Consider the following 23325-nt stretch of genomic DNA (forward strand, 5'->3'; position numbering starts at 1 on the left):
AAATGACAAGCGGTCTGACCGAGCGCGACCGCGCGAAAGCCGATCGTCAGGCCGCGATTCTGCACGAGGCCGCACGTCTCTTCGCCGAGCGCGGCTTCAGCGGCGTGAGCCTCGAAGACCTGGGAGCGGCGGTAGGCGTGAGCGGCCCGGCCGTGTACCGGCACTTCGCCAACAAGCAGGCGCTGCTGGGCGCCATCCTCGTCGGCGTGAGCGAGCGGCTCCTCGCCGGCGGGCAGGAGGTGCTCGCGCGCTCCGACGATCCGCGGGAGCAGCTCGCGTCGCTCGTCGCCTTCCACGTCGACTTCGCCCTGAGCGACGCCGACGTCATCCGCGTGCAGGACCGCGACCTCGCGAGCCTGAGCGACGAGGACCGCAATCGAGTCCGCAGGCTCCAGCGCGAGTACGTCGAACTGTGGATGATCGTCCTGGCCCGCCTTCACCCCGACCGCGCCGAGAGCGACCTGAGAGTCCGCGCGCACGCGTGCTTCGGCCTCATCAACTCGACGCCGCACAGCATGCGCGGGGCGCGCCAGGCGGCGTCCGACCGCACCGTCCGCCCGGTGCTCGAATCGATGGCGCTCGCGGCCCTCACCATCTGAGACTCGCTATCCTGGGGCCACGATGCCGAGTGACAGCGAGCACGACGGGGCAGGCGCGAACGGGGGCGAGGACGCGCGCATCGGGGCGGACGCCGCTCCGGATGCGCCTGCGGACGCCCGGACGAGACCTCCGCTGGAGGCGGAACCGCTCGTTGCCGGAGCCGACGAGACGGCGGCGTCCCGGCGCGACTTCCTGAAGTTCGGCGGCATCGCGGCGGCCGGGCTCATCGTAGGGGGTGGGGTAGGCGCAGCGGCCGGTGCCTCGATCGGTCAGCGCCTCGGCTACCGCGAGGGGGCCGAGGACTACGGCGCGCTCGCGCCGCGGCACGAGCCGGGCTTCGACCACGTCGTCGTGCTCATGGGCGAGAATCGTTCCTTCGACAACCTCCTCGGCTGGCTCTACACCCCCGAGACGCTGCCGGAGGGGCAGACGTTCGACGGCCTCGCGTTCGGGGACTACTCGAACGTCGGACCGGACGGATCCCGCGTGGCGGCTCACGCGTACTCGGGACCGACCGACATCGTCATGGGCGCCCCGAACCCGGACCCCGGCGAGGAGTTCCCGCACGTCAACACCCAGCTCTTCGGAGTCGTGAGCCCCGCCTCCAACGCGACGAGTCAGGTCGGCGACATGGCGTCGCCCTTCAACGCTCCTCCGCGCGGGAGCGAGGCGACGATGCAGGGGTTCCTCCACGACTACGTCAACAACATCACGCGGCTGCGCAAGGGTCTCGCGCCGACGCCGGCCGAGGCATCCCAGATCATGGGCGGGTTCTCCCCCGAGCAGCTCCCCGTCCTCTCTACTCTCGCGAAGGAGTTCGCCGTCTTCGACGCGTGGTTCGCGGCCGTCCCCTCGCAGACGTACTGCAACCGGTCGTTCTTCCACGCCTCGACGTCGCACGGCTTCGTCACCAACAAGCACGACGGCGGCTACGACAAGTGGCTCGACGCCGAGCCCGCCCCGACGATCTTCAACCGGCTCGAAGAGGCCGGCGTCTCGTGGAAGGTGTACTTCGACGAGATGCAGCTCGTGTCGCTCACGGGCATTATGCACGCGCCCGTGCTCGAGAAGTACTGGCGCACGAAGCGGTTCGCGCACATGTCGCAGTTCTACGAGGATGCGCGCAAGGGGGAGCTCCCGGCGTACTCGTTCATCGAGCCCCGGCTCGTCTACAACCACAACGACTTCCACCCGCCGTTCGGCAAGCTGCGGTCGAGCGACGTGGACGGCGTCGTCGTGATCGACTCGGCGGTCTCCGACGTCCGGGCCGGCGAGAAGCTCGTCGCCGGCATCTACGACGCCATCAGGCAGAGCGACAGCCCCAAGGGCTCCAACGCGATGAACACGCTCCTGCTCATCACGTTCGACGAGCACGGCGGGACCTACGACCACGTTCCGCCGCCCGCGGCCACTCCCCCGCACGTCGACGCGCCGCCCGGCGAGATGGGCTTCGCCTTCGACCGGCTCGGCGTGCGGGTGCCGGCGATCGCCGTCTCGGCCTACACCCGCGCGGGCACAATCATCCACGACGAGCTGCACCACGGAGCCGTCATCGCGACACTCTCCCGGCTGCACGGTCTGCGGCCGCTGACACGCCGCGACGCAGGCGCCAACGACCTCTTCCCGATCGTCAACCTCGACAAGCCGCGCGATCCCCGCACGTGGCCGATCGTGCACCCGATGTACGTGCCGCCGAACCCCGAGGCGGACGAGGTCTCGGAGCTCGACGACGCGCCGCACAAGGACAAGCCCCTCAGCCCTCCCGGGCGCGGGCTCCTCGGGCTCCTCCTCGCGCGCTACGGCCAGTCGGACGACAGCACCGAGCCCGAGACGTACGCCGACGCCTACCGGGTCCTCCGAAAGCACGGCCTCGGACTCTTCTACCCGAAGATCGACTGAGCTCGGGTGACGTGATCGACGGATGCCTCGGCCGGCGCACCGCGCCGGGCCGAGGCATCCGTCAGTCCCTCTCCCGTCAGCGCAGCAGCATGGCCCTTCCGGGCTCACGGAGGATCGCACCGACGTCGGCCAGGAAGCGCGAACCCTGCTCCCCGTCGACGAGGCGGTGGTCGAACGAGAGCGCCAGGGTCATGACGTCACGGAGCGCGATCTCGCCGCGGTGCTCCCACGGCTGGCGACGGACGGCGCCGAGCGCGAGGATGCCCGCCTCCCCCGGATTGAGGATCGGCGTGCCCGCGTCGACGCCGAAGACGCCGACGTTCGTGATCGAGAAGGTGCCGCCCATCATCTCGGCGGGCGAGGTCTTCCCCGAGCGAGCCGTCTGGGCGAGCTCTCCGATCGCGTCCGCCAGCTCGACGAGCGTCATGGCGTCGGCGTCTCGGACGTTCGGCACGACCAGGCCGCGCAGCGTCGCAGCAGCGATGCCCAGGTTCACGTACCCGAACTCGACGATCTCGCCGTGCTCCTCGTCCCACCGCGAGTTGAGCTCGGGCGTACGGGCGAGAGCAAGGCACACGGCCTTCGCCGCGACGGCCAGGATGCCGATGCGGTGACCCTCGAGCGAGCGGTCGGACTTGAGCGACGCGAGAAGCTCGGTCGTCGCCGTGACGTCGACCGTGAGGAACGTCGTGACGTGCGGCGCCGTGAAGGCGCTGCGCACCATCGCCTCGGCGGTGTGCTTGCGGACGCCTCGGATCGGGATGCGCCGCTCGCGCTCCCGGCCGGCCGCGAGCGCCGCGGGCGAGGACGGTGCGGTCTCGACGGGCTCCTCCGCGGCGCTCGTGGGCTGGACCGACGTTCCGACGCGCTCGGCGTACGCCTCGACGTCGCCGCGCGTGATGATGCCGCCCTGGCCGGTGGGCTCGACAAGGCCGAGGTCGATCCCCAGATCCTTCGCGAGCTTGCGGACGGGAGGCGTCGACTTGGGCCGCTCGAGCGGCACGTCGACCGTCTCGGTCGCGTGCAGCACGTCGTGCGGGGCCGCTTCGAGCACGGCGGTGTCGGCGCCGGAACGGGAGACGGATGCCGCGGCCGCCCGGGCGCGCCGCTGGGGGCGTCCGCTGGACTGCGGCGCCGCGCCGTAGCCGACGAGGTTGGGCTGGGCCTTCTCCTCGGCCTTCTCCTCGACCGGAGCCCCGACTGGGGCCTCGGCCGACGGTGCCTTCTCGCTCGTCCCGTTCCCGCCGGGGAGGTCGAAGGCGATCAGCACCGAGCCGACCGCGACGACGTCGCCCGCCTGGGCGTGGAGCTTGGAGACCACGCCGGCGTGGGGCGAGGGCAGCTCGACGACGGCTTTGGCCGTCTCGACCTCGGCGATCGTCTGGTTGAGGGTGACGGTGTCGCCTTCGGCGACGAGCCACTGCACGAGCTCGGCCTCGGGAAGACCCTCGCCGAGGTCGGGGAGACGGAACTCCTGGATCACGGTTCGATCACCCCGGACATGCTGTTCGGCCGGTCGAGCACGCGATCGACACCGTCGAGGATGCGGTCGAGGTCGGGCAGGTGGTGCTTCTCGAGCTTGGCGGGCGGATACGGGATGTCGTGGCCCGTGATGCGCACGGGGGCGGCCTCGAGGTAGTTGAAGCACTTCTCCGTGACGCTCGCGATGAGCTCCGCCCCGACACCGGCTTCGCGCGCGGCCTCGTGCGTCACGACGACCCGTCCCGTCTTGCGGACGGACGCCGTCACGGTGCGGTAGTCGACGGGCGAGATCGAGCGGAGATCGATGACCTCGATCGAGATGCCCTCGTCTTCGGCGGCGGTCGCGGCATCCATCGCCACCGCGACCTGCGAGCCGTACGTGAGGAGCGTGACGTCCGAGCCCTCGCGCGCGATGCGGGCCAGCCCCATCGGCGGTGCATCGGCGAGATCGGCGCCGAGGTCGACCTCGCCCTTGGAGTGGTACAGCCGCTTGGGCTCGAAGAACACCACCGGGTCGTCGGAGGCGATCGCCTGACGCAGCATGACGTATGCGTCCTGGGGGTTCGAGACCGCCACGACGCGCAGTCCCGACGTGTGCACGAAGTAGGCCTCGGGCGACTCGGAGTGGTGCTCGGCCGCCCCGACGCCGCCCGCCCACGGGATGCGGATCGTGATCGGCATCTTGACGTTGCCGCGCGTGCGGTAGTGCAGCTTCGCGACCTGGCAGACGATCTGGTCGAAGGCGGGGTACACGAAGCCGTCGAACTGGATCTCGACGACCGGGCGATACCCGCGGAACGCGAGGCCCACGGCGGTGCCCATGATCCCCGCCTCCGCGAGGGGCGTGTCCACGACGCGCTGCGCGCCGAACTCGTCGAGAAGTCCGTCGGTGATGCGGAAGACGCCGCCGAGCTTGCCGATGTCCTCGCCCATGACGAGGACCTTGTCGTCGTCGACCATCGCACGGCGCAGGCCTTCGTTGATGGCCTTGGCCATCGTGAGCTGCGTCATCGCCCGACCTCCGCATCTGCCTCGAAGCCGGAGAGGTAGGCGGCGAAGTGCTCGCGCTGCTCGGCGAGCCCCGTGTGCGGCTCTTCGTAGACGTGGTCGAACACGCCGATCGGCTGGCGCGAGACGGCGCCGAGCGCCGCGGCACGGACAGCGGCGCCCAGACGGTCGGCGTCGGCCGCGACATCCGCCTGGAAGTCATCGCCGAAGGCGTTCTGCGACCGCAGCAGCGCCTCGACGCGGGCGATGGGGTCGCGGCGCTTCCAGCGTTCGACCTCCTCCTTGTCGCGATAGCGCGTCGGGTCGTCCGACGTCGTATGCGGGCCCATGCGATACGTCACGGCCTCGATGAAGGCGGGGCCTTTGCCGCTGCGCGCGTGGTCGAGAGCCCACCGCATCGCCGCGAGGCTCGCGAGGACGTCGTTGCCGTCGATGCGCATGCTCGGGATGCCGAAGCCCGGCGCACGGCCGGCGATCGGGAACTTGGCCTGCACCGTGACGGGCTCCGAGATCGCCCACTGGTTGTTCGTGCACACGAAGACGACGGGGGCGCGGAACGACGAGGCGAAGATCATCGCCTCGTTGACGTCGCCCTGGCTCGAGGCGCCGTCGCCGAAGTAGGCCGCGGCGACCTGGTCGGTGCCGTCGCGCTGGATGCCCATCGCGTAGCCCACCGCGTGCAGGCTCTGCGCGCCGATGATGATCTGCGGCGTCGCGGTGTTGATGTCGTAGGGGTTGTACGTCGAGTGCTCCTCGCCGCGCCAGGCGATGACGAAGTCCGCGGGCTTCGCGCCGCGGACGTGCTGGACGCCGATCTCGCGGTAGCTCGGGAAGGCGAAGTCATCGGCGCGGAAGGCGCGCGCGGTTCCGACCTGGACGCCCTCCTGACCCTGGCACGGCGCCCAGAGGCCCAGCTGCCCCTGGCGCTGCAGGGCGATGCCCTCGGTGTCGATGCGACGGACCAGCGTCATGTCGCGGTAGAGGCCCTGCAGAGCCGTGACGTCGACATCGGCGACCCACCGCTCGAGCTCGGGATCGGCGACACGCTCGCCGTCTTCGTTCACGAGACGTGCGACGTCGTCGACATCTGTCGCGAGATCCGTCTGTGGTGTGAGGGTGTGCATCGTCGTCATCCCTTCGCGAGTCGACCCGCCCTCGTGAGGCGGTCGTCATCGGAGTGCCGGCATCTTCACCGGACAAGGCCGAGAGTACGTCGATCTTGCACCTAGCTCAAGCATCACCGATCGCTTTGAGCATGTTGACAAGGGACGGGTCGAGTCGTCGTGCTAATGTTTCGCACTATGAGCACCCTCGACCACGTCGATCTCGAGCTACTCGCGGCCCTGTCGGCCGACCCGCGCGCCACGGTCGTCGCGCTCGCCGAGAAGCTCGGGCTCTCGCGCAACACGGTGCAGGCGCGCATGGGCCGCCTCGAGCGCGCCGGCGTCTTCCTGTCCTACGAGCGGGCCATCTCGTCCGCCGCGCTCGGCTTCCCGATCGAGGCGTTCGTGAGCGTCATCGTGCGCCAGGCCGATCTTCCGCGCATCGGCCACGACCTCACGGCGATCCCCGAGATCGTGCAGGTGCACGGCCTCAGCGGCCAGGTCGATCTGCTCGTGCGCGTCGCATGCCGCGACACCCAGCACCTCTTCGACACGGATGCCCGGATCCTCGCGATCGAGGGCGTCGAGCGCACCGAGACCTCGCTCGTCATGGGCGAGGTCATCGGCTACCGCGTGGCCCCCCTCATGGAGCTGGCACAGCGGGAGCAGTGAGCGGCTCGTCGCGGAGGCCGGCCTCGGCATCCATCCGCACGAGCACCACCCCCGCGAGGATGAGCGCGCCCCCGAGGAACTGGACCGGTGCGGGCACCTCGCCCAGAAGAAGCCACGCGAACCCGAGGGCGAAGAGCACTTCGGAGAGTCCGACGAACGACGCCACGCGCGAGCCGATGCGGGGCACGGCCATGACGCCGAAGGCGTAGCCGAGCGTCGTCGCGATGCCGGCGACCCAGAAGAGGGGCACGAACCAGGGCAGCGTCGCTCCCCCGAGCACGACCTCGACCGACGGCGTCTGGAACGGAAGGATGCCGCTGGCGCACAGGACGGCCATGAGCGCCGCGCCGACGAGCAGTCCCCCGGACGCGAGCGCCAGCGGCGGCAGGTCGTCGCCCGCTCGCTCCGAGATGAGGAAGTAGGCGCCGACGCACACCGCGGCGCCGAGGGCGAGGAAGGTGCCCAGCAGGTCGAAGGTCGCACCCGAGATGTCGACGACGAGCACGAGTCCGAGGATGGCGACGACGGAGCCCACCATGACGAGCCGCGACGGCGGGCGCCGTGTGCGGACCCAGGCGAGGCCGACGAGCAGCACCGGGGCCAGGTACTGGATCAGCAGCGCGACCGCGACGGGCATCCGCTGCATGGCCGCGAAGAAGAGGATCTGACACCCCGCGACGGCGGTCAGGCCGAAGCCCACGATGATGCGCCAGTGCTTGCGGAGGAACGAGCGCTCCCGGCGGATCGCGATGAGGAGCGCCGGCGCGAGGAGCAGGCCCGAGACGCCCATGCGGACGAGAAGGGCCGCACCGAGCGACCAGCCCGCTTCGAGAAGCGGCTTGATCATCGGTCCGCTCGACGAGAAGGCGAGTGCCGACGTGACGGCCATGACGAGACCGACAGTGCGCACGCGGCGCGACGAGGCGACATGGGGCAGAGTGAGAGTCGCGGTCATCGCAGGGGCCTGTCAGGAGCGTCGGAGGTTACACTGGTGACAATAGCCGCCGGAGGAGTCAGGAGTCAATGTGGTTTTCACTAATGACACCCGTCTGTCTCTCGCCGCGGTCGTGAATCTCGTCAACACCCTGCCCGGTCACGACGATCCCGACCGTCTCGAGACCCTCGCCGACTTCGACGATTTCCTCGCCGCGAACCCGTTCACGGGTCGCATCGACCGCACCCGCGCCACGGTCGACGAGCTGCGCGCCGCACGCGGCCGTCTCCGCCGGCTCTGGGACGTCGACCGGGTCGGAGCGGTTCCGATCGTGAACGAGATGCTCCGCGACAGCGGCGCACTCCCCCAGCTGGTCATCCACGACTCGTACGACTGGCACATCCACGCGACGTCCGACGATGCCCCATTGTCGACCCGCATCCTCGCAGAGGCGGCGATGGCCTTCGTCGACGTCATCCGCTCCGACGAGTACGACCGGATCCGCGTGTGCTCCGCCGACGACTGCGAGTCCGTCTACGTCGACTACTCCCGCAACGGATCGAAGCGCTACTGCGACACCGGGAACTGCGGCAACCGCATGAACGTCATCGCCTACCGGGCCCGGAAGGCGCGAGAAACCGCCTGATCGCCGCCGCCGCGGGCTCGGGCGTCTCGTAGTGGATGAGATGCCCGACCTCGGGGATCTCGACGAGCTCTGCGGACGGGAAGAGCGTCACCAGCGTTCGCTCGGCCTCGATCGGCGTGATGTCGTCCTTCTGAGCCGCCACGAGCAGCGTCGGCTGGGCGATGCGGGGGGCGAACTCGCGCACGTCGTGCGAGACGGATGCGACGAACGCATCGTGCAGAACATCGCGATCCGCGAAGCGCGAGAAGTACGTGTCGTGCTGGTCGTGGATGAACCGGCGCAGGTGGGGGTCGTGGGTCTTGGCCATCGAGACGCTCATGGCCCGGACGATGAGACCGTTGCGAAGGAGCGCCTCGCCGATCGCCGCCGGGAGCTTCGCGCCTGCCGAGTAATAGAAGACCGCGAGACGGGTCAGGATGCCTCGGGGCCCCTCGAGCGCGGGCGCCCCGATCGGGTTGACGAGCACGACGCGCGGGGTCTGGAGCCCCGCGGCGACCGCCGCCGAGACGACGATAGACCCGAACGAGTGGCCGAGGATGACCGCGCCGGGCGCGACGTCGGCGACGAACGCCGTCAGCCACTCGGCGTAGGCGTCGAGGTCGTGCCGGCGGTCCGGCAGCGGCGGCGTCTCGCCGAAACCCGGCAGGTCGGGCGAGACGATCCGGTACTCGGGCAGATGGGCGACGACGGGCTCGAGGCCGTGGTGCTCGCCGCGGAAGCCGTGCACCGCGACGAGGGTCGTCTCGGCATCCGCCGGGCCGTACGTCCAGTACGCCGTCGTGCCTCCGAGAAGCTCGGCTTCGCGTCGTACGACGGGGATGCCGGCGAGGAGCGACGAGTACGGGCTGGCGACGGTCACTGTTCGAGTCTACGGACGGGCGGTGCGGATGCCGTCCGCACGACGTGCTGACGACACGCCGACGGGCCGAGGCATCCGTCCCGCGTGTCGGCGTCCGGTCGTGCGGAAGGCGCGCCTGCGGGGCGATGTCGGAGGCGACTCATACCGTGGGCGGCATGCAGGAGCCCCTCGCCATGTTCCGAAGGCCCGAGTGGACGCGGGTCGTGGGAGTGTTCGACCTCGAGACCACCGGCGTCGACGTGACACGCGATCGCATCGTGACCGCTCATGTAGGGGTCCTGGATGCGGCAGGCTCGGTGCTCACGGCGCACGACTGGCTCGCCGATCCCGGCGTGCCGATCCCCGAGGGTGCCTCTGCAATTCACGGCGTCTCCACCGAGTACGCCCGTGCCCATGGTCGGCCGGCGCCCGAGGTCGTGCAGGAGGTGGTCGACGCCCTCCGCGGGATCATGGATGCCGGCATCCCCGTCGTCGCCTACAACGCGCCGTACGACTTCTCGCTGCTCAAGCACGAGGCGCTGCGGCACGGCGTCGAGCCGATCCTGTCGCCCTCCCCCGTCATCGACCCGCTCGTCGTCGACAAGGCCTATGACCGCTGGCGGCGCGGGAAGCGGACGCTCACGGTGGTGGCGCAGCACTATGCCGTACGACTGGATGCCGCCCACGAGGCCTCCGCCGACGCCATTGCGGCCGGTCGGGTCGCGCAGGCGCTCGCGGAGCGGTTCGCACCCTGGCTCCCCGCGTCCGCGCACGAGCTGCACACGCGCCAGATCGGCTGGGCCCGGGCTCAGGCCGCGAGCCTCACCGATTACTTCATCCAGATCGGGCGGCTCGACCCGACCGAGCGGCTGGACGGAGACTGGCCCATCCGCTGAAATGCAAGAAGACCCCGTGTGCGACACACGGGGTCTTCTCGGGCTCGGACTTACTTGGAGCCGAAGTTCTTGAAGCGCTGGTTGAACTTCTCGACGCGACCGGCCGAGTCCATGATGCGCTGCTTGCCCGTGTAGAACGGGTGGGAGGCGGACGAGATCTCGACGTCGATGACGGGGTACTCGACACCGTCGAGCTCGACGGTCTTGTCGCTCGTGACGGTCGAACGCGTGAGGAACGTCTCACCGGAGCCGAGGTCGCGGAAAACGACGGCCTGGTACTCGGGGTGGATGTCAGTCTTCATGGGAAGTCCTTTGAGATGTGGTGCCCTGGATTTTGCCAGGACGGACGAAGTCTGCGGTGCGAATGCACCAAAGAGCGATTCTATCAGCCCTGGTGCCGAACCGAGGAATCGTCCTTCGACGAGCTCAGGAACCGGAGACCAGCTCAGGAGCCGGAGGCCGCGCGCGCGGCGTGGCGGCCGTCCTCCGACGTCAGCGCGATCGGGAGGCCGAAGGCCGTCGTCAGGTTCTCGGCGGTGAGCGTCTCGCCGATCGGGCCGGCGGCGACCACCTGGCCGTCGCGCAGCAGCAGGACGTGCGTGAAGCCGACGGGGATCTCCTCGACGTGGTGCGTGACCATGATCATCGCGGGAGTCGTCGGCGCCTGCGCGTAGCCGCCGAGAAGCGTCAGCAGCTCCTCGCGCGCCCCGAGGTCGAGGCTCGCGGTCGGCTCGTCGAGGAGCAGAAGCTCGGGGTCGGTCATGACGGCTCGCGCGATCTGCACGCGCTTCTGCTCGCCGTCGGACAGCGTGCCGAACGTGCGGTCGGCGAGGTGGTCGAGCTTCCATTCGGCGAGGACGCGCAGCGCGCGCCGCTCGTCGATGTCCTCGTAGGCCTCGTTCCAGCGACCGAGCACCGAGAACGCAGCCGTGAGCACGACGTTGAGGACGGTCTCCTCGGGCGGAACGCGCTTGGCCATCGCCGACGACGCGAAGCCGATGCGCGGGCGGAGCTCGAAGACGTCGGTGCGGCCGAGTCGCTCGCCCAGGATGGTGACGACACCGCCGGTCGGGTGCATGAGGGTGTCGGCCAGCTGCAGGAGCGTCGTCTTGCCGGCGCCGTTCGGGCCGAGGACGACCCACCGCTCGTCATCGTTCACCGACCAGTTCAAGTGGTCGACGATGTCCCTTGCGTTCCTGCGGACGACGACGTCGGAGAACGAGAGGACCTGCGGCATGCCGCCAGCCTATCGGGCCGCGCCGCTCACCTCTTCGTACAGCGCCCGCGTCGTATCGGCGATCGCGGCCCAGCTGAAGTCGTTCGCCGCGCGCTCCCGCCCGGCCCTGCCGTAGCCGGCGGCCCGCTCCGGATCGGTCACGACCTCGGTCAGGACGCGGGCGAGATCGTCCACGAACTTCTCGGGGTCGGTCGGCGTGCCGGTGCCGTCCTGCACCTGCTCGATGGGCACGAGCCGCCCGGTCACTCCGTCGGCGACCACCTCGGGGATGCCGCCCGTCGCGGTCCCCACGACAGCGGCTCCGCACGCCATGGCCTCGAGGTTGACGATCCCAAGGGGCTCGTACACCGAGGGGCAGACGAAGGTCGTGGCCGCGCTGAGCAGTGTGCACAGCTCGTGCCGCGAGAGCAGCCGGTCGATCCACACCACGCCCTCACGGGACTCCTGCAGGCCCCGCACGAGCTCCTCGACCTCAGCCATGATGTGGGGCGTGTCGGGCGCGCCCGCGCACAGCACCAGCTGCACGTCGGGCGGCAGCTGCTCGGCGGCGCGCAGGAGGTACGGCAGGCCCTTCTGACGCGTGATGCGGCCGACGAAGACGATCGACGGCTTCGCGGCGTCGACGCCGAGCTGCGCGAGCAGCTCGGCATCCTCGACGGGATGCCACGCCTCGACGTCGATGCCGTTGTAGATGACGCGGACCTTGGCCGGATCGAGCGACGGGTAGCTGCGGAGGATGTCCCCGCGCATGCCCTCGCTCACCGCGACGATCGCGGCCGCGCCCTCGTAGGCGGTCTTCTCGATGTAGCTCGAGACGGCGTACCCGCCCCCGAGCTGCTCGGCCTTCCACGGACGCAGCGGCTCGAGGCTGTGCGCTGTGACGATGTGCGGGATGCCGTGCAGGAGCGACGCGAGATGACCTGCGAAGTTCGCGTACCAGGTGTGGGAGTGCACGACGTCGGCGCCCGCGACATCCGTCACGATCTCGAGATCCGTGCCCAGCGTCTGGATCGCGGCGTTCGCGGTCGACAGCTCCTGCGGCACGCCGTAGGCGGTCGTCCCGGCCTCTTCGCGCTCGGCGCCGAAGGCCCGGACCTGCACGTCGATCGATTCCCGGAGCGCTTTGACGAGCTCCGTCACGTGCACCCCCGCACCGCCGTAGATCTCGGGCGGGTACTCCTTCGTGACGATGTCCACGCGCATGCCACGAAACCTAGTACAAGTGACGCGCCGCGGTACAGCCGCTACCCGGGCCGCGCACGTGCCTCTAGGGTGGTGCCATGCCAGCAGCCCCCAAGGTGTTCGGAATCATCCTCGCCGGTGGCGAGGGAAAGCGACTGATGCCCCTGACGGCTGACCGGGCGAAGCCCGCGGTGCCGTTCGGCGGGCAGTACCGTCTCATCGACTTCGCGATCTCGAACCTCATCAACTCCGGTCTCCGACAGGTCGTCGTCCTGACGCAGTACAAGTCGCACAGCCTCGATCGCCACATCTCGCAGACGTGGCGGATGTCGGCCCTGCTCGACTCGTACGTGACATCCGTTCCCGCGCAGCAGCGGCTCGGCAAGCGGTGGTTCTCGGGCTCCGCGGACGCGATCCTGCAGAGCCTCAATCTCATCAACGACGAGAAGCCCGACATCGTCGTCGTCATCGGCGCGGATCACGTCTACCGTATGGACTTCCGGCAGATGCTCGCGGCCCACATCGAGTCCGGCGCGCAGGCGACGGTCGCCGGCATCCGTCAGCCCATCTCACTGGCCAACCAGTTCGGCGTCATAGACGTCGCCAAGGACGGCGGCGTGCGGATCAACGAGTTCCTCGAGAAGCCGCAGAACCCGACGGGGCTCGCCGACTCGCCGCACGAGGTGCTCGCCTCGATGGGCAACTACATCTTCGACGCCGATGCGCTCATCGACGCCGTCGAGGCGGACGGCGAGCTGCCCACCTCGAACCACGACATGGGCGGCGACATCGTCCCCTATTTCGTCGGCCGCGGCGAAGCGGGCGTCTACGACATGAAGCGCAACGACGTGCCCGGGTCGACCGACCGCGACCGCGACTACTGGCGCGACGTGGGAACCATCGAGTCGTTCTTCGACGCCCACCAGGACCTCATCTCGACGCTCCCGATCTTCAACCTCTACAACATGCAGTGGCCCATCCACTCGCAGACGGTCAACTCCCCGCCGGCGAAGTTCGTTCGGGACTCGGTCGGGCGCATGGGCAACGCGATCGACTCGATCGTGTCGCTCGGGTCGGTGCTCTCCGGCACGCATCTCGAGCGCAGCGTCGTGGGGCCGTGGACGCTCTCGGGCGGCGGCGCCACGATCACCGACTCCGTCCTGTTCGATCACGTGCAAGTCGGAGCGGGGGCGCGTGTGCACCGGGCGATCCTCGACAAGAACGTCGTGCTCGCCGATGGGGCGACGGTCGGGGTCGACCGCGAGCGGGACCTGTCCCGCGGCTTCACGGTGACCGACAGCGGGATCACGGTCGTCGGCAAGGGCGTTCTCATCGAGCGCTGAGCGGGCGAGGGATGCCGCGGCCCGCCGCTACGGTGGAAGGCGTGCCCGCGCCATCCACCCGCTTCCTCGTCGTGCTCGACGCCGACTCGACCCTCATCCGCAACGAGGTCATCGAGCTCATCGCAGACGAGGCCGGGCGGGGCGCGGAGGTGACGGCGGCGACCGAGGCCGCCATGCGCGGAGAGGTCGACTTCGCCACGAGCCTGCGCTCGCGGGTGCTGGCGCTCGAGGGCGTCCCGGTCTCGTCCTTCGCGCACGTGCTCTCGCGGATCGAGCCGACGCCCGGCGTGCGGGAGCTCATCGATGCGGTCCATGAGCGCGGGGGCCGCGTGGGCGTCGTATCGGGCGGCTTCCACGAGATCCTCGACACGATCGCCCCCGAGCTCGGCGTGGACGTGTGGCGCGCGAATCGTCTCGCGGTGAGCGACGGCCGGCTCTCCGGCCTGGTCGACGGTGAGATCGTGGATGCCGAGGGCAAAGCGCTCGCGCTGAGCGAATGGGCGCATGACGGCGGCGTCGCCCTGTCGCGCACGATCGCGATCGGCGACGGCGCCAACGACCTGCGGATGATGGCGGTCGCCGGGCTCGGGATCGCCTTCAACGCGAAGCCCGCCGTGCGCGAGCGGGCCGACATCGTGGTGGGGCCCGTCGACCTGCGCGAGGTCATCCCGCTCCTCCCGTGACGGATGTCGGCGGCCACGCGTAGCGTCGCGGCATGGACATCATCCTGGTTCCCGGTCTCTGGCTCGACGCATCGTCCTGGGACGGCGTCACCCCCGCTCTCGAAGCGGCGGGGCATCGCGTGCATCCGCTCACGATGCCCGGCGTCGGAGCGTCCGGCGAGGAGTCTTCCGACATAGGCATCAACGACTGGGTCGACGCGGTCGTCGAGCAGATCGATGCGGTCGACGCGCCGGTCGTCCTCGTGGGGCATTCGGGCGGCGGCAACGTCGTGTGGGGTGCGGCGGGTGCGCGCCCCGACCGCGTGGCGCGCGTCATCCTGCTCGACACGTTCACGCCGACCGACGGCGGGTCGATCTGGGAGTTCCCGATCGTCGACGGCGTCGTGCCCTTCCCCGGCTGGGACTCGTTCGAAGACGCCGAGATCGGCGACCTCGACGATCAGACCCGCAGAGATGTCGCGGGTCGCGTGAAGTCCGTGCCGGCGCAGGTGCCGACCGACAGCGTGCGGCTCGGCGACGAGCGGCGGCGCGGCGTGCCCGTGACGATGCTGGCGGGGTCGATGACCGGGTCCCAGGTCCGGGAGCTCATCGCCGACCCGCCGCCCTGGGCAGCGGAGCTCGCCGCTCTCGAGGACCTCGAGATCGTCGACCTCCACTCCGGGCACTGGCCGCAGTTCTCCAAGCCCGACGTGGTCGCGTCCGCGATCCTCGAAGCCGTCGACCGCTGACTCCGGACGGCGGATGCGCCGGGGGCGCGTGGTTCGGGGTCAGTGCCCCATGCCCAGGCCACCGTCGACGGGGATGACGGCGCCCGAGATGTAGGCGGCGTCGTCCGACGCGATCCACGTCACGACTCCGGCCACCTCGTCGGGCGTCGCGAAGCGGCCCGCAGGGATGTTGCTCTTGTACTCGGCCTGGGTCTCGTCGGGGAGCGCGGCCGTCATGTCGGTCTCGATGAAACCCGGTGCGACCACGTTGGCCGTGATGCCTCGGCCGCCCAGCTCGCGCGTGAGCGACCGGGCGAATCCGACGAGCCCGGCCTTCGACGACGCGTAGTTGATCTGCCCGGGCGATCCGTACAGGCCGACGACGCTCGAGATGAGGATGACGCGCCCCCACCTGGCACGCAGCATCCCCTTGGAGGCGCGCTTGACGACACGGAAGGCGCCGCCGAGATTCGTCGCGACGACGCTGTCGAAGTCGTCCTCGGTCATGCGCAGGAGGAGGGTGTCCTTCGTGACGCCGGCGTTCGCGACGACGATCCCGATCGGACCGAGGGATGCCTCGACCTCGGTGAACGCCGCATCGACGGCCGCGGCATCCGTCACATCCGCCCGGACCGTCAGCGTTCCCTCGGGGCCCTCGCCCGAGCGGGCGGTCACGGCGACCTTGTACCCTTCGGCGACGAAGCGTTCGGCGATCGCGCGGCCGATGCCGCGGTTCCCACCGGTGACGAGGACGACGCGATCAGTGGACATGCTCACTCCCGGGGAAGGTGACGGCGGTGGTCCGCACCAGCCTAGCGGCGCGTTTGACACGCTCCCGCAGCGCTGGGAGCCTGGGAGCGCACGCGACGGAAGGGGCCCGATCATGAGCGATGCGCGCAACGACGACACGCGGGACGAGGGCTACACGCCGCGCCCGGACGACCAGCCGACGACACCTCTCGACCCGGCGCCGCCCGCTCCCCCGGCTCCCCCGGCCTACGGCCAGCAGCCTCCCGCGTACGGGCAGGATCAGAGCCCCGCTTACGGCCAGCAGTACGGACAGCAGCCCCCCGCCGCGGCGCAGCCGTCCTACGGCCAGCAGCCGCCTGCGTACGGCCAGTACGGCACGCCGCCCGCCTACGGGCAGCAGCAGTACGGCCAGGCCGCCTACCCGGGCGGCGCGTACTCGGCTCCCGCCTACGGGGCGTACGCGGCGCCCAAGACCAACGGGCTCGCGATCGTGTCGCTCGTCTCGTCTCTCGTCGGCATCTTCATCATCCCGTTCATCGGATCGATCGTCGGCATCATCACCGGTCACATGGCGCTCGGTCAGATCAAGCGGACCGGCGAGAACGGCCGGGGCATCGCCCTCGCCGGAACCATCGTCGGCTATGTGGGCCTCGCCTTCGCGATCATCGGGATCATCGTCTTCTTCGCATGGTTGAGCTGGTTCACCGCGAACGTGGGGAACTTCCAGACTTCGTAGCCCGTTCCGAGGCCCCCGGCGGGGCCTGTGACCTGCACGCGGCGTACCCTGGAAGCATCGTGAAGAACTCGAGCGGAGCGCAGTCCGCGACGTCGCTTCCGCAGGCGCCGCGTGACGAGGTCGGCGCGCGGTCGACCCGCTACCTCATCACGATGGGCATCCGTGTCGCGTGCTTCATCCTCATGGTCGTGATCACTCCTTACAGCTGGTACACGTGGATCTTCGCGGCGGGCGCCGTCTTCCTCCCCTACATCGCCGTCGTGATGGCGAATGTCGGCGAGGACGGACGCAGGGTCCGTCGCGAGGCTCCCGAGCGTGCGCTTCCGAGCGCCACGCCGGCGCTTCCACGCGAGGAGAATCCGCGGGTGATCCGCCTCGAGGAGCAGCGACCGCTCGCGGCGAGCAGCGACGACGGCGTACCGCGGCATCCGTCCGACCTCTCCGATCCCGAGCAGGGCAGCTCCGCATGAGCATGGATGCCGAGCCCGCGATGTGCTCGCGGGCGGGATGCCGCGCGGCCGCGACGTGGCGGATCGATTGGCGCAATCCGCGGATCCACTCCGCCGACCGCCGCAAGACCTGGGTGGCCTGCGACGAGCATCGCGACTACCTCCGCGACTTCCTCGCGACGCGGGACTTCCCCGTCGAGGTGTCTCAGCTCGAGGCGGCGGGAGAGCCGGGATGAGCGTTCGCTCGCGTCGCCGGGATGCCCCGGCCGCCGTCCGCTGGACGGTCTACGTCGCCATCGCGATCGTCTTCGCGATCGCGTGCGCGTTCCTCTCGAACTGGCAGTTCTCGCGCAACGCGCAGCGCTCCGAGCAGCTCGCCCTCGTGGCGGCGAACTACGACTCCGATCCCGTGCCGCTCGCCGACGTCATCCCGGCCGGGGCCTCGCTGAAGCCCTCCGACGAGTGGACTCCCGTGACCCTCACGGGCACGTACCTCGCAGACGACCAGCTGCTCGCGCGCAACCGGGCGCACGGCGGCACGGCCGCGTACGAGGTGCTGGTTCCCTTCCGCCTCGACGATGGGCGGGTCGTGCTGGTAGATCGGGGGTGGGTCCCGCCGGGTGAGGCGCAGAACGCCCCCGACCACGTTCCCGGCCCGCCCGACGGCGAGGTGACCGTCGTCGTGCGCCTCCGTCCGGGAGAGCCGCTCCCGGGCTCGGGTCGCTCCGCGCCCGACGGCCAGGTGCCGACAATCCACCTGCCGACCGTCGCGGGCCTCGTCGATCCTTCCGCCGGCGACGCGCTCGAGCGGAGCGCGTACGGCGTCATGGTGTCGGAGGACCCGGCACCGGCCGAGCGGCCCGAGGCTCTCGAGGCGCCGTCGGATGACCCGGGGCCCCACCTCTCCTACGCGGTGCAGTGGATCCTCTTCGCCGTCATGGGCTTCATCTTCATCGGCTACATCATCCGCACGGAGCGAGCCCACCGGCGGGAGGACGCCGAAGCGGCGCGCAACGGCGAGCCTGCGCCGGTGCGGACGAAGAAGCGCCGGGATGCCGATGCCGACGCCGAGGATGCGCTTCTCGACACCGCGGGGCGGTGACGGCAGGCTGCCGGCAGACCGGTGAGCGCCGGGCCCGCCGCACCCGCCTTCAGGCGAGTGATACGAGGTCGACGTAGTCGCGGCCCCAGATGTCCTCGACGCCGTCGGGGAGGATCAGCACGCGCTCGGGATTGAGGGCCTGGACCGCACCCTCGTCGTGCGAGACGAGCACGACCGCGCCCTCGTAGTGCGCGAGCGCGCCGAGGATCTCCTCACGCGATGCGGGGTCCAGGTTGTTCGTCGGCTCGTCGAGCAGCAGCATGTTCGCACTCGAGACGACCAGCGTCGCGAGAGAGAGTCGCGTCTTCTCGCCGCCCGACAGCACGCCCGCCGGCTTCAGCACGTCGTCCCCCGTGAAGAGGAACGAGCCGAGCACCTTGCGCGCCTCGGTCGCCGTGATGTCCGGCGCGGCCGACATCATGTTGTCGAGCACCGAGCGGCTGACGTCGAGGTTCTCGTGCTCCTGGGCGTAGTAGCCGACCTTGAGGCCGTGGCCGGGTTCGATCTGCCCCGTGTCGGGCTTGTCGACGCCCGCGAGGATGCGGAGCAGGGTCGTCTTCCCGGCGCCGTTGAGTCCGAGCACGACGACCTTCGAACCGCGGTCGATCGCGAGATCGACGTCCGTGAAGATCTCGAGGGAGCCGTACGACTTCGACAGACCTGAGGCCATGAGCGGGGTCTTGCCGCACGGTGCGGGCTTGGGGAAGCGCAGCTTCGCGACGCGCTCCTCCTGACGGACGTCGTCGAGGCTCGCGAGCATCTTCTCGGCCCGCGCGACCATCTGGTGCGCCGCGGCGGCCTTCGAGGCCTTCGCTCCGAACCGTGCCGCCTGCTGCTGCAGCACGCTCGCCTTCTTCTCGACGTTCGCGCGCTCCTTCTTGCGGCGCTCCTCGTCGGCCACCCGCTGACGCAGGTAGTTCTTCCAGTTCATGTTGTAGATGTCGATGACCTGGCGGTTGGCGTCGAGGTAGAAGACGCGGTTCACGGTCTCGCCGACGAGCTCGACGTCGTGCGAGATGACGATGAGGCCGCCCTTGTAGCCCTTGAGGAACTCGCGGAGCCATACGACGCTGTCCGCGTCGAGGTGGTTCGTGGGCTCGTCGAGGATCATCGTCTGCGCATCCGAGAAGAGGATGCGGGCCAGCTCGATGCGCCGGCGCTGTCCGCCCGAGAGGGTCTTCAGCGGCTGGTCGAGAATGCGATCCGGCAGCGAGAGATTGTGGGCGATGGATGCCGCTTCCGCCTCTGCCGCGTAGCCGCCGAGCGCTTCGAACCTCTCGGTGAGGTTGGCGTACTTGCGCATGGCGCGGGCCGCGGCATCCGCGTCGTCCGATGCCATCGCGAGCGATGCGTCGTGCATGCCGATCGCGATCGTGCCGAGACCACGGGCATCGAGGATGCGCGTGCGGGCGAGCATCTCGGGGTCGCCGGAACGGGGATCCTGCGGGAGGTAGCCGAGCTCGCCTGAGCGATCGACACTGCCCGCCGAGGGCAGCACATCGCCCGCGAGCACCTTGGTCAGGGTCGTCTTGCCGGCGCCGTTGCGGCCCACGAGGCCGATCTTGTCGCCGTCCGAGACGCGGAACGAGACGTCCGACATGAGGACGCGAGCGCCTACGCGGATCTCGAGGTCGTGCACGGCGAGCACAGCGGACGTCCGTTTCCTTAGGTGAATGGGTGCAGATGGGGCCGATGGCCAGCCCCCTAGTATAAGTCGCGAGACCGCCCCTCCCTTCCCGCGCCGCCCCGTGCGCTCGACGCCAAGGAGCCCCATGTCCGCCATCGCCGCATCTCCTGATCGCCGCCTCGTCCTCGCCGACCTCATCGCCCGCCCCACCGATCGCGCCCGCGCGCTTGCGGTCGACGCCGCTTTCGTCCTCGCCGGCGCCGCGGTCGTCGCAGTGCTCGCCCAGGTGGAGATCCCGCTATGGCCCGTGCCGATCACTGGCCAGACCCTCGGCGTCATCGTCGTCGGCGCCGCTCTCGGCGCCTGGCGGGGCGCCGCCGCCCTGACCACCTACCTCGTACTGGGCCTCGCGGGGCTCCCGATCTTCGCCGAGTTCACGGGCACGATCGCCGCGGTGACCAAGCCGAGCTTCGGCTTCATCGTCGGCTTCATCGTCTCGGCGTTCGTGGCCGGCTGGTTCGCCGAGCGCGCGTGGGACCGCAAGCCCCTGCTCGCCTTCGCGGGATTCGCCATCGCGAGCGTGATCCCGTTCCTGTTCGGGGTGCCCTACATGGCCTACATCCTGAACTCGGTGCTCGGCCTGGACTACGGCTTCTGGCAGGTGCTCGAGGTGGGCGTCCTGCCCTTCATCCTGGGCGGCTTCATCAAGGCCGGCCTCGCGGCCCTCATCATCCCCGGCGCGTGGGCCCTCGTCCGCGCAGCCGACAAGCGCAAGGGCGCCTGAGCGCACTCGGGAACCCGCCAACGCAGCAGCCCCCCGGCCCTCATCGAATGAGGACCGGGGGGCTGTGTGCGTGGTGCCGGCGATCAGACCGCCGGAGTGCCGAGCGACTTGCCGTTGACGAACAGCGTGATCGAGCCGTACGTCATGTCGCCGACGTTCCGCACCGGGTCGATGTACGCCACGTCGCCGGGGACGATGTCGCCCGCCTCGGCGACGTCACCCGCGACGACAGCACCGGGGGCGATGGTGCCGGGGGTGATCACGCCGTTCACCGTCGCGCCGTACGTGATCGTCTCGACGATGTTGATGGCCTTGGCGTTGCCGCGGTCGCAGTCGCCGGGAGCCTCGCCCGGCTCGTTCTGCCAGCCGCCCCACGTGACGTCGCCGAACGAGTAGTCGCCGAACGACCAGTCGCCGAAGGTCCAGTCACCGGCGGCCGACCATTCGCCTCCCTGCGACCAGGCACCGAGCTCCCAGTCGCCGAACGTCGTCGGCTCGTTCCAGACCGCGACCTCGGACATCGTGGTCTTCTGGTTGGTCATGCCCTTGATGTTCCAGCCGGTCCACTGGCCCGTCTTGCGAGCCTTGGCGTCGATGTCGGCGTCGACGACGCCGGAGACGACGCCCGAGCGGGTGCCCGTGCGAACGCCGTCGCGGTCGGCGGTGCGCACGGCGTCGCGCTCGGCCGTGCGGGATCCGACCGCGGTGCCGGCGCGAACGCCGTCACGGGTGCCCTCGCGGTGGAACTGCTTGTTCTTGTTGTCGATCGTGCAGGACAGGTCCCATGACACGGTCTGCGTGCCGGCCTGGGTAGCCGACTGGACGCCGGCCTGGAGGCCGGACTGAACGCCGGCCTGCGTGCCCGCCTGCGTGGCGTCCTGCGATACGGCCTGCGACACGCTCTGCTTGCTCGTGAACGTCAGAGCGTTCGCGTCGACGGCCTTCTGCAGCGCGGCGTTGTTCATGCCGAGCGCGGTCTGGACCTCGCCCTTGCCGATGAAGCCGGTGCCGTTGGGCGTCAGCGTATAGGCGTTGGCCGCGCCGGCGGTGCCGACGAGCGCGCACGCGAGGACGGTGCCCGCGGCGATCTTGGTGATGCGACGCATCGGGTGATCTCCTTCGATCAGGTGGTGTTTCGGGTTCGCTCATGCGCCGCCGGAGCGGCCTTGACTGCTTTATGAGAACTTTATCATCTCTCTATGTCGTCCCTAACACATCTTCAAGGCCTACTCAGGAATCTCCCGGTTACTGCTATGTTGCGTCTATGGCCAGACCATACGGAGACCCGGTAGAGATCATCACGGCACCCGTCCCCGCCCAGTCGCCGTTCATCCCGACGGACGCCAAGATCGTCGTCGGCGCAGTCGCCCCGGCATCGCCCGACCCCATCCCGATCGTCCTGCTTCCCGGATTCGAGTACCGAATGATCGAGTGGCGGCATCCCACGACCCATGAGATCCACTGGCGGCTCGAGCGGAGGAAGGCCGGCAGACCCGGCGACGACGAGTAGCCGCCCGAGACAACCGAGAAGACCCCGGCCAGCGCGGCCGGGGTCTTCTCGCTCTTCTGGGACGGTCAGCTCTTCGCCACAGCCGTCGCCTCGGCCAGCTTCTCCACCATCGTGGGGAGCAGCCACGGCAGCGACAGAGCCGTCGGCGAGACCGCAGCCACGTTCTCCTCGCCGACGATCGGAGCGACGGCGCCCTTCTTGACCGCGGGGATCAGCTGTCCACGATCCGATGCGAGGAACTCATCGAGCGTGGACTGCTCCTCGGCCTGCGTGAACACGACCTGGGCGTCGATCTTGTCGAGGTTCTCGTAGCTCACCGTCGTGTAGAAGGTGCCCTCCCCTGTGTCGAGAGCCGTGACGCTCTCCGGCGAGACGAATCCGAGGTTTTCGAGGATCTCGACTCGCGGATCGGCCGGCAGATAGAGGTACAGGGTGTCCACGTCATCGTCGATGTACGCGATGGATGTGCCGGCGAACTCCGGATGCGCCGCCGCGGCATCCGCAACCTGTGTGTCGAGTGAGCTGACGATCTTCTCCGCCTCGGGCTCGAGGCCCAGAGCCTTGCCGGTCTCGGTGATCACGTCTCGCCACGGCGTCGACCACAGCGCCTCCTCCGGGGCGACGACGGGAATGCCCGCCTTCGTGACCGCGTCGTACTCCTCCTGCGTGAGCCCCGAGTACGGCGCGATCAGGACGTCGGGGTCGGCAGCGAGCAGCTCCTCGATCGACAGCTCGTACGTCGCGTTGTCGAGGATGACGGGCTTCTCGCCGCCCAGCTCCTCGATCGCGTCCTCGACCCACGGCGTGATGCGGTCGTCGCCCCCGCCGTAGTCCATCGAGGAGATCGCGACGGGAACGATGCCGAGGGCGAGAACGGCGTCGGTGGCGCCCCAGCCCCATGTCGCGATGCGCTCAGGCGCCGCGTCGATCGTCGTCTCGCCGTAGATGTGCTCGAAGCTGACCGGGAACGCGGAGGCGTCGCCGGGCGCGGCCGACGCGGAATCCGACGACGAGTCCGACGCAGCCGAACCCGCGCAGCCGCTCAGGATGAGGGCGCCTGCTGCGGCGAAGGCCGCGATCACGGCGGCGGGGTGAAGGCGAGAAGGCATTGCTGTGTTCTTCCTTTCGTGGGGCGGT

Annotated in this window: 26 protein-coding genes; 14 read left to right on the forward strand and 12 right to left on the reverse strand. The window is 69.7% G+C overall.

Translation table 11 applies throughout. The features are described 5' to 3' along the window. The first annotated feature begins 2 nt into the window (after positions 1–2). Together G5T42_RS15955 and G5T42_RS15960 are read left to right on the forward strand one after the other, a co-directional pair. Positions 3–599: a TetR/AcrR family transcriptional regulator gene (locus G5T42_RS15955; RefSeq protein WP_165129745.1), complete on the forward strand. Its 597-nt coding sequence runs from the start codon at positions 3–5 to the stop codon at positions 597–599. 22 nt (positions 600–621) lie between these two features. Further along, on the forward strand, positions 622–2499 hold the full coding sequence (locus G5T42_RS15960) for an alkaline phosphatase family protein (RefSeq protein ID WP_165129746.1): 1878 nt from the start codon (positions 622–624) through the stop codon (positions 2497–2499). A 76-nt stretch (positions 2500–2575) separates the two neighbouring features. Here G5T42_RS15960 and G5T42_RS15965 read toward each other — a convergent pair whose 3' ends face one another. The 3 genes from G5T42_RS15965 to pdhA are packed head-to-tail and all read right to left on the reverse strand — an operon-like array spanning position 2576 to position 6122. Then, on the reverse strand, positions 2576–3982 hold the full coding sequence (locus G5T42_RS15965) for a dihydrolipoamide acetyltransferase family protein (RefSeq protein ID WP_165129747.1): 1407 nt from the start codon (positions 3980–3982) through the stop codon (positions 2576–2578). Next, positions 3979–4992 carry an alpha-ketoacid dehydrogenase subunit beta gene (locus G5T42_RS15970; protein WP_165129748.1) on the reverse strand — a complete coding sequence of 338 codons (1014 nt, stop codon included), beginning with the start codon at positions 4990–4992 and terminating at the stop codon, positions 3979–3981. The genes G5T42_RS15965 and G5T42_RS15970 overlap by 4 nt, the downstream gene beginning before the upstream one ends. Continuing rightward, on the reverse strand, positions 4989–6122 hold the full coding sequence (gene pdhA / locus G5T42_RS15975) for a pyruvate dehydrogenase (acetyl-transferring) E1 component subunit alpha (protein WP_165129749.1): 1134 nt from the start codon (positions 6120–6122) through the stop codon (positions 4989–4991). Before pdhA ends, G5T42_RS15970 begins: the two co-directional genes overlap by 4 nt. A gap of 168 nt (positions 6123–6290) precedes the next feature. On the opposite strand from pdhA, the gene G5T42_RS15980 reads away from it, so the two are divergent. Beyond that, complete coding sequence (locus tag G5T42_RS15980) at positions 6291–6764, forward strand: Lrp/AsnC family transcriptional regulator (RefSeq protein ID WP_165129750.1); 474 nt, start codon at positions 6291–6293, stop codon at positions 6762–6764. Here the strand turns inward: G5T42_RS15980 and G5T42_RS15985 are convergent. Beyond that, positions 6736–7719 (reverse strand): DMT family transporter, encoded by a 984-nt coding sequence (locus tag G5T42_RS15985; protein WP_165129751.1) that lies wholly within the window; start codon positions 7717–7719, stop codon positions 6736–6738. The two genes, G5T42_RS15980 and G5T42_RS15985, sit on opposite strands and share 29 nt — an antisense overlap. Before the next feature lie 70 nt (positions 7720–7789). Here G5T42_RS15985 and G5T42_RS15990 point away from each other — a divergent pair, with 70 nt between their 5' ends. Beyond that, on the forward strand, positions 7790–8344 hold the full coding sequence (locus tag G5T42_RS15990; RefSeq protein ID WP_165129752.1) for a CGNR zinc finger domain-containing protein: 555 nt from the start codon (positions 7790–7792) through the stop codon (positions 8342–8344). Here G5T42_RS15990 and G5T42_RS15995 read toward each other — a convergent pair. Then, entirely contained in the window at positions 8304–9203 is a 900-nt protein-coding gene (locus tag G5T42_RS15995; protein ID WP_165129753.1) for an alpha/beta hydrolase, read from the reverse strand. The genes G5T42_RS15990 and G5T42_RS15995 overlap by 41 nt on opposite strands. Before the next feature lie 155 nt (positions 9204–9358). Here G5T42_RS15995 and G5T42_RS16000 point away from each other — a divergent pair, with 155 nt between their 5' ends. Continuing rightward, positions 9359–10078, forward strand: a complete 720-nt coding sequence (locus G5T42_RS16000; protein ID WP_241245865.1) for a 3'-5' exonuclease — start codon at positions 9359–9361, stop codon at positions 10076–10078. 50 nt (positions 10079–10128) lie between these two features. Here G5T42_RS16000 and G5T42_RS16005 read toward each other — a convergent pair whose 3' ends face one another. The 3 genes from G5T42_RS16005 to glgA form a co-directional block, all read right to left on the reverse strand. Further along, positions 10129–10380, reverse strand: a complete 252-nt coding sequence (locus tag G5T42_RS16005; protein WP_165129755.1) for a type B 50S ribosomal protein L31 — start codon at positions 10378–10380, stop codon at positions 10129–10131. A 143-nt stretch (positions 10381–10523) separates the two neighbouring features. Further along, positions 10524–11315 (reverse strand): ABC transporter ATP-binding protein, encoded by a 792-nt coding sequence (locus G5T42_RS16010; RefSeq protein ID WP_165129756.1) that lies wholly within the window; start codon positions 11313–11315, stop codon positions 10524–10526. Between the two features lie 9 nt (positions 11316–11324). Further along, positions 11325–12518 (reverse strand): glycogen synthase, encoded by a 1194-nt coding sequence (glgA, locus tag G5T42_RS16015; RefSeq protein WP_165129757.1) that lies wholly within the window; start codon positions 12516–12518, stop codon positions 11325–11327. A gap of 77 nt (positions 12519–12595) precedes the next feature. Between glgA and G5T42_RS16020 the strand changes: the two genes are divergently transcribed. Genes G5T42_RS16020 through G5T42_RS16030 form a run of 3 tightly spaced genes read left to right on the forward strand, consistent with a single transcriptional unit; the run spans position 12596 to position 15251 of the window. Continuing rightward, positions 12596–13840 (forward strand): glucose-1-phosphate adenylyltransferase, encoded by a 1245-nt coding sequence (locus G5T42_RS16020; protein ID WP_165129758.1) that lies wholly within the window; start codon positions 12596–12598, stop codon positions 13838–13840. A gap of 11 nt (positions 13841–13851) precedes the next feature. After that, positions 13852–14523: a phosphoserine phosphatase SerB gene (gene serB / locus G5T42_RS16025; protein WP_165129759.1), complete on the forward strand. Its 672-nt coding sequence runs from the start codon at positions 13852–13854 to the stop codon at positions 14521–14523. Between the two features lie 32 nt (positions 14524–14555). Beyond that, the gene (locus tag G5T42_RS16030) at positions 14556–15251 is read left to right on the forward strand and encodes an alpha/beta hydrolase (RefSeq protein ID WP_165129760.1); all 696 of its coding nucleotides are present in this window, start codon (positions 14556–14558) and stop codon (positions 15249–15251) included. A 39-nt stretch (positions 15252–15290) separates the two neighbouring features. On the opposite strand, the gene fabG is transcribed toward G5T42_RS16030, so the two are convergent. Then, positions 15291–16001 carry a 3-oxoacyl-ACP reductase FabG gene (gene fabG / locus G5T42_RS16035; RefSeq protein ID WP_165129761.1) on the reverse strand — a complete coding sequence of 237 codons (711 nt, stop codon included), beginning with the start codon at positions 15999–16001 and terminating at the stop codon, positions 15291–15293. Positions 16002–16113: 112 nt separating this feature from the next. On the opposite strand from fabG, the gene G5T42_RS16040 reads away from it, so the two are divergent. Genes G5T42_RS16040 through G5T42_RS16055 form a run of 4 tightly spaced genes read left to right on the forward strand, consistent with a single transcriptional unit; the run spans position 16114 to position 18267 of the window. After that, a complete protein-coding gene (locus G5T42_RS16040) occupies positions 16114–16716 on the forward strand; it encodes a DUF4190 domain-containing protein (RefSeq protein ID WP_165129762.1) in 603 nt (200 codons plus the stop codon). A 59-nt stretch (positions 16717–16775) separates the two neighbouring features. Beyond that, positions 16776–17186: a DUF3099 domain-containing protein gene (locus tag G5T42_RS16045; protein ID WP_241245866.1), complete on the forward strand. Its 411-nt coding sequence runs from the start codon at positions 16776–16778 to the stop codon at positions 17184–17186. A 2-nt stretch (positions 17187–17188) separates the two neighbouring features. Beyond that, positions 17189–17401 (forward strand): hypothetical protein, encoded by a 213-nt coding sequence (locus tag G5T42_RS16050; protein ID WP_206535783.1) that lies wholly within the window; start codon positions 17189–17191, stop codon positions 17399–17401. Beyond that, on the forward strand, positions 17398–18267 hold the full coding sequence (locus tag G5T42_RS16055; protein WP_165129765.1) for an SURF1 family protein: 870 nt from the start codon (positions 17398–17400) through the stop codon (positions 18265–18267). The genes G5T42_RS16050 and G5T42_RS16055 overlap by 4 nt, the downstream gene beginning before the upstream one ends. Before the next feature lie 49 nt (positions 18268–18316). Here G5T42_RS16055 and G5T42_RS16060 read toward each other — a convergent pair whose 3' ends face one another. Further along, on the reverse strand, positions 18317–19915 hold the full coding sequence (locus tag G5T42_RS16060) for an ABC-F family ATP-binding cassette domain-containing protein (protein ID WP_165129766.1): 1599 nt from the start codon (positions 19913–19915) through the stop codon (positions 18317–18319). Positions 19916–20039: 124 nt separating this feature from the next. Between G5T42_RS16060 and G5T42_RS16065 the strand changes: the two genes are divergently transcribed. Then, a complete protein-coding gene (locus G5T42_RS16065; RefSeq protein WP_165129767.1) occupies positions 20040–20678 on the forward strand; it encodes a biotin transporter BioY in 639 nt (212 codons plus the stop codon). A gap of 83 nt (positions 20679–20761) precedes the next feature. On the opposite strand, the gene G5T42_RS16070 is transcribed toward G5T42_RS16065, so the two are convergent. Beyond that, on the reverse strand, positions 20762–21784 hold the full coding sequence (locus G5T42_RS16070) for a hypothetical protein (RefSeq protein WP_165129768.1): 1023 nt from the start codon (positions 21782–21784) through the stop codon (positions 20762–20764). 158 nt (positions 21785–21942) lie between these two features. On the opposite strand from G5T42_RS16070, the gene G5T42_RS16075 reads away from it, so the two are divergent. Continuing rightward, the gene (locus G5T42_RS16075; protein WP_165129769.1) at positions 21943–22188 is read left to right on the forward strand and encodes a hypothetical protein; all 246 of its coding nucleotides are present in this window, start codon (positions 21943–21945) and stop codon (positions 22186–22188) included. Between the two features lie 65 nt (positions 22189–22253). Here the strand turns inward: G5T42_RS16075 and G5T42_RS16080 are convergent, their stop codons facing one another. Then, a complete protein-coding gene (locus tag G5T42_RS16080; protein ID WP_165129770.1) occupies positions 22254–23297 on the reverse strand; it encodes an iron-siderophore ABC transporter substrate-binding protein in 1044 nt (347 codons plus the stop codon). Between the last annotated feature and the right edge of the window lie 28 nt (positions 23298–23325).

This window comes from Microbacterium sp. 4R-513 (genome assembly GCF_011046485.1).
Taxonomy (GTDB): domain Bacteria; phylum Actinomycetota; class Actinomycetes; order Actinomycetales; family Microbacteriaceae; genus Microbacterium.